This is a genomic window from Pseudomonas sp. IT-P12 (genome assembly GCF_949767465.1).
GTDB lineage: Bacteria > Pseudomonadota > Gammaproteobacteria > Pseudomonadales > Pseudomonadaceae > Aquipseudomonas.
This window is the reverse complement of sequence record NZ_CATKPY010000011.1, coordinates 440964-455683: the sequence shown is the minus strand read 5'-3', so window position 1 is coordinate 455683 and position 14720 is coordinate 440964. Positions and strand designations below refer to the sequence as shown.

Below are 14720 nucleotides of genomic sequence, written 5' to 3'. Positions count from 1 at the left end.
TTTCCTTGGGTTCAAGCTGAAACGTTCTTCGCCGCGGCCTCTTGAGCCTTGGCGATTTCCTGGTTGCGCAAGATAAAGCGCTGCAATTTGCCGCTTGGGGTTTTCGGCAACTCGCTGACAAATTCGATTTCACGGGGGTAAGCGTGCGCGGCCAGGCGCTTGCGCACGTGCTGGCGCAGCTCTTCAGCCAGCTCGGGCGCGGCGCGGTACTGGGCGCTGAGCACCACGAAGGCCTTGACCAGCTCGGTGCGCTCCGGATCGGGTTTGCCGACCACTGCCGCTTCCACCACGGCCGGGTGCTCGATCAACGCGCTTTCCACGTCGAACGGACCGACGCGATAACCCGAGGTGGTGATCACGTCGTCGCTGCGCCCCACGAAGCTGATGCTGCCGTCCGGGTTCCACTCCACGGTATCGCCGCTCAAGTAGTAATTGCCGACGAAGGCCTTGGTCGGCGCACCTTCGTAGCCGGCGAACCAGCACATCGGCGACTGGGTACGGTCAATGGCCAGAATCCCGGGCTGGCCGACACCCAATTCCCGGTATTCATCGTCCAGCACCACGATGCGGTGGCCGGGCGAGGCAAAACCGGCGGCGCCGAGGTGGATCGGGTGGTCTAGGCCGTGGTGGTTGCACAGGACCATGCCCAGTTCGGTCTGACCGTAGTGGTCGTGGATCACCACGCCGAGGTTGTCGGCGAACCAGCGGATCACTTCCGGGTTCAACGGCTCGCCGGCGCTGCTGACGATGCGCAGCTTGCCCTTGATCGATTGGGCGAACGCGTTGCCGCCGGCAATCAACAGGCGGTAGGCGGTGGGCGAACCGGTGAGGTTGGTGATCCCGTATTTGTTGATCACCCGGCAGGTGCTTTCCAGGGTGAACGGGCCATCGTAGAAGGTGATCGGGTGCCCCATCGCCATCGGCCCGGTGACGCCGAAATAGATGCCATAGGCCCAGCCCGGATCGGCGACGTTCCAGAACGCGTCTTCCGGGCGCAGGTCGACGGCGTCACGGGTGTAAGCCTGGAAAGCGACGATGGCCTTGAGTGGCACCGACAGCGCTTTCGACGGCCCGGTGGTGCCCGAGGTGAACATCAGCAGGAAGGGGTCTTCGCCGGTCAGCAGCACCGGTTCGCACTCGGGGGAATAGTTGGCCAGTTCGGCCCAGAAGCTGAAATCGCCACGCACAATGCCCTGGCCTTTCGGGCCGCCGACGCTGACGATGGTCGGGCAATCGGCGACCTCGGCCAGTTTTGCCCGGTTGACCGCGTCGGTGACCACCACCCTGGCGCCAGAGCTGCCCAGGCGGTGCTCGATGGCTTTGGGGCCAAACGCAGTAAACAGCGGCTGATACACCGCACCGATACGCCAGGTGGCGAACACGGTGATCAATAATTCTATGTTGCGTGGCAGCAGGCCGGCGACCTTGTCGCCCTTCTGCACGCCCTGGGCGAGAAGGAAATTGGCGAAACGCGCAGCCTGGTCTTGCAGGTCGCTGAAGGTGTACGTCGCGCTGGTGCCGTCGCGGCCTTCCCAGAACAAAGCGATGCGCCCGGGCAAGGCGTGACGGTCGCAACATTCGACGCAGGCATTGAGCGCCTCGAGCGAGCCGCTGAGCGCGGCGTCCACGGTGTGCTGATAGTTGAACTGTGTGACGGCAGACAAGTAATCGCGCATTGCCAGAATCCCTCGGTGTTCTTATTAGGTTGGGGAACCGTAAACAACGCAGGAATACTCGCTCCGCAGCGGGTACGGGGCAATGGCCAAAGCCATCAAACTGGATGACTGGTTTGGCCAAGATTCAGCTGCTGCGGAGCCTGAATCGGCCTCTTCGCGGGGCAAGCCCGCGAAAGCGCCCGCCGCATCAATGCGGGCTCCGGATCAGTGCGCCTCGTTGAGGATCAGGCTGCGGTAGTGCCCTGGGTTTGATCCCGACCACTTGCGAAAGGCCTTGTAGAACGAGCTCGCATCGGCAAAACCCAGGCGCGTGGCGATCTCGCTGAAACTGATTGCCGGCTCCGCCAGCCAGCTGATCGCCAGTTCCTTGCGCACACTGTCCTTGAGGCCCTGGTAGGTCTGCCCTTCTTCCGCCAGACGCCGGCGCAGGGTCGAGGCCGACATGCACAACTTCTGGGCCAGCGCTTCGGTCTCCGGCCATCGCTCGGCCGGCAACTGCCGCAGGTCCTGCTTGATCCGGCTGGCGAGGCTTTGCGGGTCGCGGTATTTGACCAGAATGTTGGCCGGTGCCTGGGCCAGGAAGCGTTTGAGTTCTTCGGTGCTGCGCTTGATCGGCAGGTCCAGGCAATCGGCGGAGAAAATCATCCGCGTGCGTGGCCGGTCGAAACGCAGGTTTTCCGAGAACATCACCTGGTAATCGCCGCAAAAGTCCGGCTCGGCACAACGCAGCTCGATGGCCAGGATGGGAATGCGCCGGCCCGCCAACCAGCACGCGACACCGTGCACGATCATCCAGTAAGTGAAATAGGTGAAGGCGCGTCGTGGGTCCTGTTCGTCCTCCAACAGAACGATCTCCGCCAGGCTTTGCTGGCGGACCAGTTGCGCCGGCAGGTGTTCGAGCATCAGCGACAAAAAAGTCAACGCCGACGTCAGGCCGGCCGCAAGACTGGGCTGGACCATCGAGCAGCGGCACAGGAACGCCAGGCTCCCGGATTTGAGCTTGCGCGGGTCCATGCCAAAAAACTCATCGTCGCGCCTGCGGGCCAACAAACGCCACAGCCGTGCATAGGCCGTGGCCGGTACACGGGCGTCGGGGGACTCCAACTGTGCGGGATCGATGCCGACCTTGGTCAACACCTCATGGGTGGCCGCCCCCGGCGCGCAACTTTGCAGCAGTGCTTCACGCACCAGTTGCATGGAAATGGTGTCTTTTTCCGACATTGAGTGAGGTGGGCCCTGTTGTTTTTTGAGTGCTCGCATCTTACCGCAGCCGTGAGCCCGCCGCCGACTGACAGTGGCAGCGAGCCTGCTCGCGATTGCCTATCGCGAGCAGGCTCGCTCCCACAGATTCGTTTTCGCTGCAGGACAATATTCAGGGTTGTTCAGCTTAGGTTCAGGTAAATGTCAATGATTGCCATTTGGGAATGAGTGTCATTATGTTACAACTTAGCACCCTATCTAAATCGCCCACGGTGCTGAATGCTCGTTCCCTTTCTGATCATGTTGCGCGAGGGCATCGAAGCCGCGTTGATCGTCGGCATCATTGCCAGTTACCTCAAACAAACCGGGCGTGGCCAATGGATGCCGGCCGTGTGGATCGGCGTGTTCCTCGCCGCCGCGCTCGCGCTGCTGGTGGGGGGTGGCCTGGAGCTGGTCAGTGCCGAATTCCCGCAGAAGCAGCAAGAGCTGTTCGAAGGCGTGGTCGGTCTGGTGGCGGTCGGCATCCTCAGTTCCATGGTGTTCTGGATGCGCAAGGTGGCACGTTCGATCAAGCATTCGCTGCACGTTTCCCTCGATCATGCGCTGGCCGGGTCGCGGCACCAGGTGACCGCACTGATCGCCATGGTGTTCTTCGCTGTCGCCCGTGAAGGCCTGGAAACCGTATTTTTCCTGCTGGCCGTCTTTCAACAGAGCGAAGGCCCGGGTGCGCCGATCGGTGCCCTGCTCGGCCTGATCCTGGCAATCATCGTCGGCTTCCTGATCTACAGCGGCAGCATGCGCCTGAACCTCGCGGCGTTCTTTCGCTGGACCGGTCTGTTCATCCTCGTGGTGGCCGCCGGCATTCTTGCCAACTCGGTGCAGGCCCTGCATGAGGCCGGGATCTGGAATCACCTGCAAACCGTGCTCTTCGACTTCAGCACCGCCCTGCCCATGGACAGCGCCCTGGGTTCGGTGCTGGCCGGCATGTTCGGTTACCAGGAAGCACCGACGGTCAGCACCCTGGGTGCCTATCTGATTTATCTGGTGGTGGCGCTGGTGATGTTTTTCCTCCCCGCCGCTGCGACCGCCACAAAACCCTGTGGGACCGAGCCTGCTCGCGATGGGCGTCAACGCTGACGCCGGTCGCCTGATGCCGTGCGGTGTCTTGCGCTCATCGCGAGCAGGCTCGCTCCCACACGTGGGGCGGTGTCGAGTTCAGATTTTTTCTTTCAGTCAACAAGGGCCTCCATGCCAAGTCAAACTCCACCTCATACTTCCCCTCCCCGCGCGTTGCGCTGGGCGGTGGCCGGCTCGGTGATCCTGATGATCGCCGCCGGCGGCCTGTTCTACTACGCCTCGAAGATGGCGGCGGCCAAGCGTCAGGCCCACCCTGACGAAGTGCAAGTGACCATACACCCGCACAGCTGCGAGCCGAATGCCCTGACCGTCCCGGCCGGACGCGCCAGTTTCCGCATCGTCAACCGTTCGGACCGGGCCGTTGAATGGGAGATCCTCGACGGCGTGCTGGTGGTCGAGGAACGGGAAAACATCGCCCCCGGACTCAGCCAGGTGATCAACGCCAACCTGTTGCCCGGAGATTACGCGATCACCTGCGGTTTGCTCAGCAACCCGCGCGGCACTTTGCATGTGACGCCCACTGCCGCATCCGAGGCGGCTGCCAGGGCCAAGCCGTCCATGGTCGCCTTCGTCGGGCCGTTGTCGGAGTTCCGCGTGTACCTGAGCAGCCAGGGCAGCGCCCTGATCAAGGCGGTCACCGCGCTGGAACAAGCCATTGCGGCGGGCGACCTGGGGCAGGCGCAGGCGCTGTACATTCCGGCCCGCGCAGCCTATCAGCGCCTGGCCCCGGCCGCACAACGGCTGGCTGAACTCGACAACCGGATCAACGCGCGCGCCGATTACTTCGAACAACGCGAGCAGGACCCGGGTTTTCGTGGCTTCCATCGCCTGGAATTCGCGCTGTTCCAGCAACGCAGCCTCGACGGCCTGACCCCGGCATCCCAGCAACTGCTGGCCGACGTCACCACGCTCAAGCAACAACTGCTGGCCCAGTCGCTGCCCCCGGAACAATTGGTCAGCATCGTGGTGCGCAACCTCGACAACCTGGGCGACGTGCGTGCCACCAGCGGCGAAGAGGAACGCTACAGCCACAGCGATCTCAACGGTTTCGCCGGCAACCTCGACGCCGCCCGCAAAGTGCTCGACCTGCTACGCCCGTTGCTGGACAAATCCGCCGCCGACCTGCTGCCAACCCTGGACAACGCGCTGGCCGGCCTCGATGCCGAACTCAATCGGTTCAAGGTCGAGGAAGGTTACGCCCGCTACGACAGTGTCAGCGCCGAGCAGCGCCAACAGATCGCCGACAAGGCCAAGGCATTGGCCCACGCACTCGATGCCATCGATCCCGCCCTTGGCCTCTCCGGCCTGTAACAGAAGACCTTGCAGATGAACGAATCAGAGCCATTCAACCTCCAGCGGCGTCGCGTATTGATGGGCATGGGCGCCGCCGGCGTTGCCCTTGCCGGTTCGGCACTGAGCTGCCCGGCCATGGCCGCCAGCCCCGCGCAAGTCACCGAAGCGCCCAGCAGCGACAGGACCGAAGACCGCCACGATTTCCACGGCCTGCATCAGAGCGGCATCGTCACGCCGCGTCCGGCGTCGGGCATGCTGGTGTCATTCGACGTGCTGGCCAGCGACCGCGACGATCTGGAGCGACTGTTTCGCACGCTCGACGAACGCATCGCCTTCCTGATGAAGGGTGGCCCGGTGGCCCAGGTCGACCCGAAACTGCCGCCGGTGGATTCAGGGATCCTCGGCCCGGTGGTCACGCCGGACAACCTGACCATCACCGTGTCCGTGGGCGATTCGCTGTTCGATGAGCGCTTCGGGCTGGCCGCTGCCAAGCCGAAACGGCTGAGCCGCATGGTCGGTTTTCCCAACGATGCGCTGGAGGCCGACTGCTGCCACGGCGACCTGAGCCTGCAGTTTTGCGCCAACACCGCTGACACCAACATCCATGCCCTGCGCGACATTGTGAAAAACCTGCCGGACCTGTTGCTGGTGCGCTGGAAACAGGAAGGCAGCGTGCCGCCGCAAGCCCCCGCCAAACCCGGGGTGCCGGCCCAGAGTGCGCGCAACTTCCTCGGTTTTCGCGACGGCTCGGCCAACCCGGACTCCAACGACGGCAAGACCATGGAGCGCATTGTCTGGGTGCAGCCGGGCAGCGATGAGCCGGCCTGGGCCGCCCATGGCAGCTATCAGGCGGTGCGGATCATCCGCAATTTCGTCGAACGCTGGGACCGCACCCCGTTGCAGGAACAGGAAAGCATTCTCGGACGCGTCAAAAGCACCGGCGCGCCCATGGGTGGCGCCCATGAAACCGAAGTGCCGGACTACGCCAGGGATCCCGAAGGCAAACTCACAAAGCTCGATGCGCACATCCGCCTGGCCAACCCGCGCACCGCTGCCAGCCAGGCCAACCTGATCCTGCGCCGGCCATTCAACTACTCCAATGGCGTGAACAAGAATGGGCAGCTGGACATGGGCCTGTTGTTCATCTGCTACCAGGCCGACCTGGAGAAAGGCTTCATCACCGTGCAAACCCGACTCAACGGCGAGCCGCTGGAGGAATACCTCAAGCCGGTCGGCGGTGGGTATTTCTTCACCCTGCCGGGTGTCACGGGCGACCAGGACTTCATTGGCCGCTCGCTGCTTCAAGCCACACAACCGACAAAAACCGTCTGAACCGCACTGTGCACAACCCCCTACGGAGCCGCCCCATGAAAAAGTCGCCACTCGCTTTATTGCTGACCCTCGGTTTGCTCAACACCCCTTTTTCGGCTTTCGCGGCGACCGCGCCGCTGGAACTGGTGGGGCCGATTTCGGACTACAAGATCTACGTCACCGAGCAGTTGGACGAACTGGCCAGCCACACCCGACAGTTCACCGACGCGGTAAAAAAAGGCGACCTCGCCACCGCACAGAAACTTTACGCGCCGACCCGGGTGTACTACGAGTCGATCGAACCGATCGCCGAACTGTTCAGTGACCTCGACGCGTCCATCGACTCGCGTGTCGACGACCACGAACAAGGCGTCAAGGCCGCAGACTTCACCGGCTTCCACCGCATCGAGTACTCGCTGTTCTCCGAGAAAAGCACCAAGGGCCTGGGCGATTTGGCCGACGGTTTGAACAAAGACGTCCAGGACCTGCAAACCCGCGTGGCCGGTTTGACCTTCCCGCCTGAAAAAGTGGTGGGTGGCGCGGCAGCGCTGCTGGAAGAAGTGGCGGCGACCAAGATCTCAGGCGAGGAAGATCGCTACAGCCACACCGACCTGTATGACTTCCAGGGCAACATCGATGGCGCGAAGAAAATCGTCGACCTGTTCCGCCCGCAGATCGAGAAGCAGGACGCGGCATTCATCGCCAAGGTCGACAAGAATTTCGCCACGGTGAACAAGACCCTGGCCAAGTACAAGACCCAGGGCGGTGGTTTCGAAACCTATGACAAGGTCAAGGAAAGCGATCGCAAGGCGCTGGTCGGGCCGGTGAACACCCTGGCCGAGGACCTGTCGACGCTGCGGGGGAAACTCGGTCTGAACTGAGTTGCAGGAGCGAGCCGGCTCGCGATGGTCGTCAACGACGACGTTGGCTGTTTGAATGCCCGCGGTGTCCAGGCCTCCTTCGCGAGCAAGCTCGCTCCTGCAGTAGATTTGACGTCTACAAAATGCGGTACAGCAAGCGCTCGATCCGTACCCGACTCACCCGCTTGAGAAACTTCGCCACACCGGTCGGGTAGTCCGGCAGGGTTTCCAGCGCCTGGTAGCGCTCGATCCGTGTGGTGTGCTGGAAAATCTGCGCCAGCTCCTGACGACGCGGCGCCAGCAATTCCCCTTTCGGGTCATCGATCAGCAAGGCGTTTTCCAGGTCGAGGCGGAACGCACGCGGGTTGAGGTTGTTACCGGTCAGCAAGGTGTAGCGCTGATCGACCCACATGCCCTTCAGGTGATAGGTGTTATCGCCGTCTTTCCACAAATGCAGGTTCAACTGGCCGCTGTCGACGCTGCGATGATGACGCTTGGCGAAACGCCGCAGGCTGATCTCGTACAGGTACGGTAACGCCGAGATCACCTTGAAGGGCTCGCTGGGCGGAATGTAGAAGTCGTTGGCGGTCTTGTCGCCGACCACGATGTCGATTTTCACGCCCCGCGCCAGCGCCCGGTTGATTTCCCGGGTCACGGCCAGTGGCAGGTTGAAGTAGGGCGTGCAGATCGTCAGTTGATGCTGGGCGCTGGCGATCAACTCGCAGATCACCCGGCTCAACGGATTGTTCTTGCCCACGCCAAGCAACGGGCTGACCGACAAGCCGCCCTTGTCCGTGGAGCCCGACGTGGTGTCGTACGCCGCGTGCTTGAGACGACTGCGCAAGTCACCGATGTCGTTGCGCAGGCTGCGGGTGGTGGGCAGGTTCGGCAAATCCAGGCGATGCACCGCTTTGGAGGCCACCAGGCCGTGCTGCACCAGGTGCTGCATCGAATCAGCCAGCGCACGGTTGTGCAGCAGGTGATAGCGGTCGTAACGGTACTTGTCGAACTTGTGCAGGTACACGTTATTCAGGCTCGCGCCGCTATAGATCACGCAGTCATCGATCACGAACCCTTTCAGATGGAGCACCCCGAACAGCTCGCGGGTCTGCACCGGCACGCCGTACACCGGGACCACGCTTTCGTGGGTCCGCGTCATTTCCTGGTACCACGCCGCATTGCCCGGCTGCTTGCCGGCGCCAATCAGGCCACGCTGGGCGCGCAGCCAGTCGACGACCACCACCACGTCCAGTTCCGGACGCGCCAGCTTGGCGGCGTGCAGGGCATCGAGGATTTCCTGGCCGGCTTCGTCCTGTTGCAGGTACAGCGCGACGATGTAGATGCGTTGGGTCGCGGCGCCGATTTTGTCCAACAGGCATCGACGGAATTCTGCAGCACCACTGAGGAACGTCACCGTCTCGGCGGACAGCGGAAAACTGCGCAGTTTGGGCAGCAGGGAGCGTTTGAAAAGCGACGGCATAGGGCTCGCAAGGGGTCGAATCCAGAGAGTCGCAGAGCTTACACCATGGAGAGGCTCGGGTCTTCTTCACACCGATCACACGGTGGTTGCGAGCCTGTTGGCGAGGCCATTTCATGTCAGGCGAAAATAAAATTTGACCAAGGAGAACGATCGTTCTACTCTATGCCCCATGAACGAAATCACTCGCAACGACACACGCGACATCATTCTGGATGTCACCGAAAAGTTGATCTACAAAAGTGGGATCGCCGCCACTGGCATGGATCTTCTGGTGAAAACCGCCGGCGTCTCCAGAAAAAGCATCTACCGCTACTTCGCCAACAAGGAGGAGTTGGTGGTTGCCGCCCTGCAACGCCGCGATGAGCGCTGGATGCACTGGTACCGAAGCGCTGTCGATCAGGCCCCCACCCCGGCCGATCGCCTGCTCAACCTGTTTACCGTGCTCGGCACCTGGTTCGCCTCCGAAGGCTTCCGTGGCTGTGCGTTCATCAACACCAGCGGGGAGACCGGCGACCCGCAAGACCCGGTTCGCCTGGTGGCCAGGGAACACAAACAAAAGCTGCTCGACTACGTGCTCGAGCTCTGTACCGAACATGGTGCGAACGATCCGGAGACGCTGGCCCGACAGCTGCTGATCCTGATCGACGGTGCCATTACCGTGGCGCTTGTCATGGGTGATCACAGTGCGGCCGATAATGCGCAATGCATGGCGCGAAAGTTATTGGACCTGTAACACTTTTACCAAGCCCGACAACTTGCTTGAACTTTAATCTTTTTGGGAGATTTGACATGTCTAACGCTGAAGTTCGTCCGCCATTGCCGCCTTTTACCCGTGAATCGGCCATCGAGAAAGTTCGCCTGGCCGAAGACGGCTGGAACTCCCGCGACCCGGCGCGCGTGTCACTGGCCTATACCCTCGACACCCAATGGCGCAACCGCGCCGAATTTGCCCATAGCCGCGAAGAAGCCAAAGCGTTCCTCACCCGCAAATGGGCCAAGGAGCTGGACTACCGCCTGATCAAGGAGCTCTGGGCGTTCACCGATAACCGTATCGCCGTGCGTTACGCCTATGAATGGCGCGACGATTCAGGTAACTGGTTCCGCTCCTACGGCAACGAAAACTGGGAGTTCGACGAGAACGGTCTGATGGCTCACCGTTTCGCCTGCATCAACGACATGCCGATCAAGGAAAGCGAGCGTAAATTCCACTGGCCGTTGGGTCGCCGGCCGGATGATCATCCGAGCCTGTCCGACCTGGGTCTGTAAACACCGGGCAACGAATGTGGGAGCGAGCCTGTTCGCTCCCACAATCGCTTTACGGTTTGTCAGGCGACGGCCGCTGTTTCCACGGCGGCCTGCGCCTCCAGCTCCCGCACCAACGGCAGCACCCGCTTGCCGAAATACTCCACTTCCTCCTGGAAGTGCAGGAACCCCGCCAATACCAGGTCCACCCCCACCGCCTTCAACGCCACGATCCGTTCGGCAATCTGCCTGGGTGTGCCGATCAGGTTGGTCTTGAAGCCGTCGTTGTACTGCACCAGGTCCTCGAAGGTCGATTTGGCCCAGTTGCCCTCGCCTTCCGGTGACGCCCTGCCCGCCTGCTTCGCGGCATCGCCAAAGGCATTCACCGCTTCCGGGTCGGCCTGGTCGATGATCTGCGCGAGCACGGCGCGTGCCTCTTCCTCGGTATCGCGGGCGATGACAAAGGCGTTGACCCCGATCTTCACCGAATGATGGTTCGCTGCGGCCTTGCTGCGGATATCGTCGACCTGCGCCTTGATGCCCTCCGGGGTGTTGCCGTTGGTGAAGTACCAGTCCGACACCCGCGCCGCCATGTCCCGCGCAGCGCGGGAACTGCCGCCCTGGAAGATCTCCGGCTGGCCCAGTGGCTTGGGCTTGAGCGTGTAGTTGTCGAAGCGGTAGAAATCCCCCCGAAAGGTGAAGTTGTCCTGGCTCCAGACGCCCTTGAGCGAGCGGATGAACTCTTCGGAGCGGCGATAACGTTCGTCGTGCTCCAGCCAATGCTCGCCGATGGCCTGGAATTCCCCCTTGAACCAGCCGCTGACGATGTTCACCGCAATGCGGCCATTGGTCAGTTGATCGATGGTCGCCAGCTGTTTGGCCGCCAACGCCGGTTGCCAGGGGCCGGGCAGGATCGCCGCGATCACTTTCAATCGGCTGGTGGCGCCCAGCAGCGCGTGGCTGAACGCCACCGACTCATGCTGATACTCGGCACCGTAGCCGGCGGTGAAGCGAATCTGTGTCAGGGCGTACTCGAAACCGGCCGCCTCGGCCAGTTGCGCCAGTTTGCGGTTGTAGTCGATGCCCCAGTGGGTGCGTTGCTCGATCTTGCTGACCACCAGCCCACCGCTGACGTTCGGCACCCAGTAGGCAAATTTGACGGCTTGCTGACTCATTGGCGTGTCCTCGGGACGTTAGGGATGTATTGGGGTGAGAGCAGCAAGCGTGCCAGTGCTCCTCTTGAATCCAGCGAAACCCTGTGGGAGCGAGCCTGCCCGCGATAACGGAGTGTCAGTCCACGAAATAGAAACTGATCCGTCGCTATCGCGAGCAGTCTCGCGCCCACAACCGGACCCTGTCTGCCAGGGCAATTTGTGATTTTGCTGTTGGTGCAGCAACAGTTCGCAGGAGCTGGAGCGCCAAATGGACGAACAAACCCGGGGTGCCCCTACCCGGCATGGACCCTGCAATCCTCCCTGGCATCCACTGCCGATCCAAGGAGCTGTCCCCATGACCGAACACCAGGTAATCAACCCGCTGTCCGTTGGCGTCGACTATGAGACGCTGGCCGCGCGCTTTCGCCCGATCTTCCAGCGCATTGCCGCCGGGGCGGTGGAGCGCGAACAGTCGCGCAGCCTGCCCCATGAGCCGATCCAATGGCTCAAGCACGCCGGGTTCGGCGCCGTGCGGGTGCCCGTGGAATACGGCGGTGGCGGTGCGTCGTTGCCGCAGTTGTTCGAGTTGCTGATCGAACTGGCCGAAGCCGACTCCAATGTGCCGCAAGCCCTGCGCGGGCATTTCGCGTTCGCCGAGGACCGTTTGAATGCCACGCCGGGCCCGGCGCGTGACCTGTGGTTCAAGCGCTTCGTCGACGGTGACATCGTCGGTTGCGCCTGGACCGAAATCGGCAATGTGACCATTGGCGAAGTGATCACCAAGGTCTCGCCCCATGCCGACGGCTGGCGGCTCAACGGCGAGAAGTTCTACAGCACCGGCAGCCTGTTTTCCGACTGGATCGATGTCTACGCCCAGCGCAGCGACACCGGGGGCGATGTGATCGCCGCAGTGCGCACCCAGCAACCGGGGATCGTGCAGAGCGACGACTGGGACGGTTTCGGCCAACGCACAACGGGCAGCGGCACCTCACGGTTCATCGAGGCCGACGTCGACGCCGAAAACATCATCGACTTTGCCACGCGCTTCAAATACCAGACAGCGTTCTATCAATTGGTGCTCCTCGCCACCCTCGCCGGGATCGGTCGCGCCGCGTTGCGCGATGTGGCGCATCAGGTGCGCGAACGCAAACGCATCTACAGCCACGGCAACGCCCCGCGCGTCAGTGAAGATCCACAGATCCAGCAAGTGGTGGGCGAAGTGGCGGCGCTGGTGTACGCCGCCGAGGCCAGCGCATTGAAGGCCGCGCAACCTGCGCAGCGGGCGTACCTGGCGCGGTTCAGCGGCGATGAAGCGCTGGAACGCGCGGCCAATGCCGACGCCGAAATCCAGTCGGCGACGGCGCAAGTGGTGGTGTCGGAGCTGATCCAACGGGCCACCAGCGAGCTGTTCAACGCGCTCGGGGCGTCGGACATTCGCGAAGGCAAATCCCTGGACCGGCACTGGCGCAATGCCCGGACCGTGTCTTCACATAATCCGGTGATCTACAAGGCGCGGATTGTCGGGGATTGGGCCATCAACGGCACTGAGCCGCCGTTTGTCTGGCAGATCGGCAATGGACCGGCCTCGAAATGATGTAGCGCCCGGCCGTCAGCAATCGCGAGCAGGCTCGCTCCCACAGGGTGGAGGCATTTCAAGGGGGAGCGGGCCGGCTCCGGGCGGCGTTTCGACGCCAGGCCGGAGCAGTCGCCGCAACGTCTGGATACAGGTAACATATCGGCCTTCCCGCAGCGATGTCCTGCACCCTGCCGACTTAAGCCGATTCCATGCCTTTCGAACTCAGTGTTGACCTCACCACCCTGGCCATTCTGGCCCTTGTCGCTTTCATTGCCGGTTTCATCGACGCCATTGCCGGTGGCGGCGGCCTGTTGACCACCCCGGCGCTGTTGACCGCCGGCCTGCCACCCCACCTGGTGCTGGGCACCAACAAACTCAGCTCGACCTTCGGTTCGGCCACCGCCAGTTTCACCTTCTATCGGCGCAAGCTGTTTCATCCCCGGCAGTGGATGCATGCCATCGTCGGCACGCTGGTGGGTGCGCTGACCGGCGCCGTGGTTGCGCATTACCTGCCAGCCGAATGGCTGAACAAGATGCTGCCGGTGATCGTGTTCGCCTGCGGCATCTATCTATTGTTCGGTGGCACGCCGAAAGCACCGCTGGATGCCGACGCGCCGATCAAGAAGAAATGGCAGTCGACCCAGGGCTTCAGCCTTGGCTTCTACGACGGCGTGGCAGGCCCCGGCACCGGCGCGTTCTGGACCGTCAGCAGCCTGCTGATGTACCCCATCGATCTGGTCAAGGCCAGTGGCGTGGCGCGCAGCATGAACTTCGTCAGCAACATCGCGGCGCTGTCGGTGTTCGTGTTTTCCGGGCAGGTGGACTGGATCATCGGCCTGAGCATGGGCCTGTCGGTGATGGTTGGTGCCTTCTTTGGCGCCCGCTCCGCGATCAGCGGTGGCGCCAAATTCATTCGCCCGGTGTTCATCACCGTGGTGTTGGGCCTGACCGTGCGCCTAGCCTGGCAACACTGGTTCAGCGTGGCCTAGACGACGCGCCACATAGACGTCGATCAGGTATCGGGCAATCGAGCGTGACGCCGGCAACGGCGGCAGCGCGTGCACGTTGAACCACTGGGCGTCCTCGATCTCGTCTTCCTGGCAGACGATCTCGCCACCGGCGTACTCGGCGTGAAAGCCCAGCATCATCGAGTGCGGGAACGGCCAGCACTGGCTGCCCATGTACTGAATGTTCCTGACCTCGATCCGCACTTCCTCGCGCACCTCGCGAATCAGGCAATCCTCGGCCGACTCGCCGGGCTCGGCAAACCCCGCCAGGGTGCTGTAGACCCCGGTGACGAACCGCGGTGAACGCGCCAGCAGAATTTCATCGCCGCGGGTGATCAGTACGATCATGCTCGGCGAAATGCGTGGGTAATAACGCAAATCGCAGGGTTCGCAGTACATCGCCCGCTCAAGGGTGACCTGCTGTGTCGCCTGCCCGCAGTTACCGCAAAAGCGGTGCTCGCGGGCCCAGGTGCCGATCTGCGCGGCATAACCGAGCACCTTGTAGACCACGTGGTCGCCCTCGAGCATGAACGCCCGCAGGCCTTTCCAGTTGCAACCGGGCACTTCGCTGGCGTTGCGCAGTTCGAGCAGGAACACCGGCTCGCCATCCAGGTGGCCGATGCCATGCTCGGCAATGACCGACAGGTCCTGGCGCTTGAGCCATTCACGCGGAAACAGCGCGCCATTGTCATCGAACAGAAAGCCTTCGGGACTGCGCGCAACGGCCAGGCCGCCCGGTTGATCGGTGTCCAGTACTGCGGTGGTCCAGCGTGAAATCATTGTT

13 protein-coding genes are annotated in these 14720 nt (G+C 62.5%); 8 read left to right on the top strand and 5 right to left on the bottom strand.

Translation table 11 applies throughout. From position 1 onward, the window contains the following. Window positions 1-11: 11 nt before the first annotated feature. Complete coding sequence (locus ACM6IM_RS05270) at window positions 12-1676, bottom strand: AMP-binding protein (RefSeq protein WP_414864413.1); 1665 nt, start codon at window positions 1674-1676, stop codon at window positions 12-14. A 204-nt stretch (window positions 1677-1880) separates the two neighbouring features. Then, on the bottom strand, window positions 1881-2897 hold the full coding sequence (locus ACM6IM_RS05265) for an AraC family transcriptional regulator (protein WP_414864412.1): 1017 nt from the start codon (window positions 2895-2897) through the stop codon (window positions 1881-1883). A gap of 258 nt (window positions 2898-3155) precedes the next feature. Here ACM6IM_RS05265 and efeU point away from each other — a divergent pair, with 258 nt between their 5' ends. From efeU to efeO (ACM6IM_RS05245), 4 genes are all read left to right on the top strand, one after another. Further along, the gene (efeU, locus tag ACM6IM_RS05260; protein ID WP_414864411.1) at window positions 3156-4013 is read left to right on the top strand and encodes an iron uptake transporter permease EfeU; all 858 of its coding nucleotides are present in this window, start codon (window positions 3156-3158) and stop codon (window positions 4011-4013) included. 111 nt (window positions 4014-4124) lie between these two features. Then, entirely contained in the window at window positions 4125-5324 is a 1200-nt protein-coding gene (efeO, locus tag ACM6IM_RS05255) for an iron uptake system protein EfeO (protein ID WP_414864410.1), read from the top strand. A gap of 15 nt (window positions 5325-5339) precedes the next feature. Further along, window positions 5340-6638 carry an iron uptake transporter deferrochelatase/peroxidase subunit gene (gene efeB / locus ACM6IM_RS05250; RefSeq protein WP_414864409.1) on the top strand — a complete coding sequence of 433 codons (1299 nt, stop codon included), beginning with the start codon at window positions 5340-5342 and terminating at the stop codon, window positions 6636-6638. Window positions 6639-6673: 35 nt separating this feature from the next. Continuing rightward, a complete protein-coding gene (efeO, locus tag ACM6IM_RS05245; RefSeq protein ID WP_414864408.1) occupies window positions 6674-7498 on the top strand; it encodes an iron uptake system protein EfeO in 825 nt (274 codons plus the stop codon). 115 nt (window positions 7499-7613) lie between these two features. Here the strand turns inward: efeO (ACM6IM_RS05245) and pssA are convergent, their stop codons facing one another. Continuing rightward, on the bottom strand, window positions 7614-8957 hold the full coding sequence (pssA, locus tag ACM6IM_RS05240; RefSeq protein WP_414864407.1) for a CDP-diacylglycerol--serine O-phosphatidyltransferase: 1344 nt from the start codon (window positions 8955-8957) through the stop codon (window positions 7614-7616). 169 nt (window positions 8958-9126) lie between these two features. Between pssA and ACM6IM_RS05235 the strand changes: the two genes are divergently transcribed. Both ACM6IM_RS05235 and ACM6IM_RS05230 read left to right on the top strand, forming a co-directional pair. Further along, window positions 9127-9690 (top strand): TetR/AcrR family transcriptional regulator, encoded by a 564-nt coding sequence (locus ACM6IM_RS05235; protein WP_192307917.1) that lies wholly within the window; start codon window positions 9127-9129, stop codon window positions 9688-9690. 56 nt (window positions 9691-9746) lie between these two features. After that, on the top strand, window positions 9747-10223 hold the full coding sequence (locus ACM6IM_RS05230; protein WP_192307916.1) for a DUF1348 family protein: 477 nt from the start codon (window positions 9747-9749) through the stop codon (window positions 10221-10223). A 59-nt stretch (window positions 10224-10282) separates the two neighbouring features. On the opposite strand, the gene sfnG is transcribed toward ACM6IM_RS05230, so the two are convergent. Then, a complete protein-coding gene (sfnG, locus tag ACM6IM_RS05225) occupies window positions 10283-11374 on the bottom strand; it encodes a dimethylsulfone monooxygenase SfnG (RefSeq protein ID WP_414864406.1) in 1092 nt (363 codons plus the stop codon). Window positions 11375-11708: 334 nt separating this feature from the next. Here sfnG and ACM6IM_RS05220 point away from each other — a divergent pair, with 334 nt between their 5' ends. Together ACM6IM_RS05220 and ACM6IM_RS05215 are read left to right on the top strand one after the other, a co-directional pair. Then, window positions 11709-12947 (top strand): acyl-CoA dehydrogenase family protein, encoded by a 1239-nt coding sequence (locus tag ACM6IM_RS05220; protein WP_414864405.1) that lies wholly within the window; start codon window positions 11709-11711, stop codon window positions 12945-12947. 191 nt (window positions 12948-13138) lie between these two features. Next, window positions 13139-13918, top strand: a complete 780-nt coding sequence (locus ACM6IM_RS05215) for a TSUP family transporter (RefSeq protein WP_201192721.1) — start codon at window positions 13139-13141, stop codon at window positions 13916-13918. Here the strand turns inward: ACM6IM_RS05215 and nudC are convergent. Further along, window positions 13886-14716, bottom strand: a complete 831-nt coding sequence (gene nudC / locus ACM6IM_RS05210) for an NAD(+) diphosphatase (protein ID WP_414864404.1) — start codon at window positions 14714-14716, stop codon at window positions 13886-13888. The genes ACM6IM_RS05215 and nudC overlap by 33 nt on opposite strands. Window positions 14717-14720: the final 4 nt, after the last annotated feature.

What these genes read in the sequence shown, in the direction of transcription:
- ACM6IM_RS05270 (WP_414864413.1), bottom strand. Translation starts at nt 1,676, where the DNA reads ATGCGCGATTACTTGTCTGCCGTCACACAGTTCAACTATCAGCACACC.
- ACM6IM_RS05265 (WP_414864412.1), bottom strand. Translation starts at nt 2,897, where the DNA reads ATGTCGGAAAAAGACACCATTTCCATGCAACTGGTGCGTGAAGCACTG.
- efeU (WP_414864411.1), top strand. Translation starts at nt 3,156, where the DNA reads ATGCTCGTTCCCTTTCTGATCATGTTGCGCGAGGGCATCGAAGCCGCG.
- ACM6IM_RS05235 (WP_192307917.1), top strand. Translation starts at nt 9,127, where the DNA reads ATGAACGAAATCACTCGCAACGACACACGCGACATCATTCTGGATGTC.
- ACM6IM_RS05215 (WP_201192721.1), top strand. Translation starts at nt 13,139, where the DNA reads ATGCCTTTCGAACTCAGTGTTGACCTCACCACCCTGGCCATTCTGGCC.
- efeO (WP_414864410.1), top strand. Translation starts at nt 4,125, where the DNA reads ATGCCAAGTCAAACTCCACCTCATACTTCCCCTCCCCGCGCGTTGCGC.
- efeB (WP_414864409.1), top strand. Translation starts at nt 5,340, where the DNA reads ATGAACGAATCAGAGCCATTCAACCTCCAGCGGCGTCGCGTATTGATG.
- ACM6IM_RS05230 (WP_192307916.1), top strand. Translation starts at nt 9,747, where the DNA reads ATGTCTAACGCTGAAGTTCGTCCGCCATTGCCGCCTTTTACCCGTGAA.
- nudC (WP_414864404.1), bottom strand. Translation starts at nt 14,716, where the DNA reads ATGATTTCACGCTGGACCACCGCAGTACTGGACACCGATCAACCGGGC.
- pssA (WP_414864407.1), bottom strand. Translation starts at nt 8,957, where the DNA reads ATGCCGTCGCTTTTCAAACGCTCCCTGCTGCCCAAACTGCGCAGTTTT.
- efeO (WP_414864408.1), top strand. Translation starts at nt 6,674, where the DNA reads ATGAAAAAGTCGCCACTCGCTTTATTGCTGACCCTCGGTTTGCTCAAC.
- ACM6IM_RS05220 (WP_414864405.1), top strand. Translation starts at nt 11,709, where the DNA reads ATGACCGAACACCAGGTAATCAACCCGCTGTCCGTTGGCGTCGACTAT.
- sfnG (WP_414864406.1), bottom strand. Translation starts at nt 11,374, where the DNA reads ATGAGTCAGCAAGCCGTCAAATTTGCCTACTGGGTGCCGAACGTCAGC.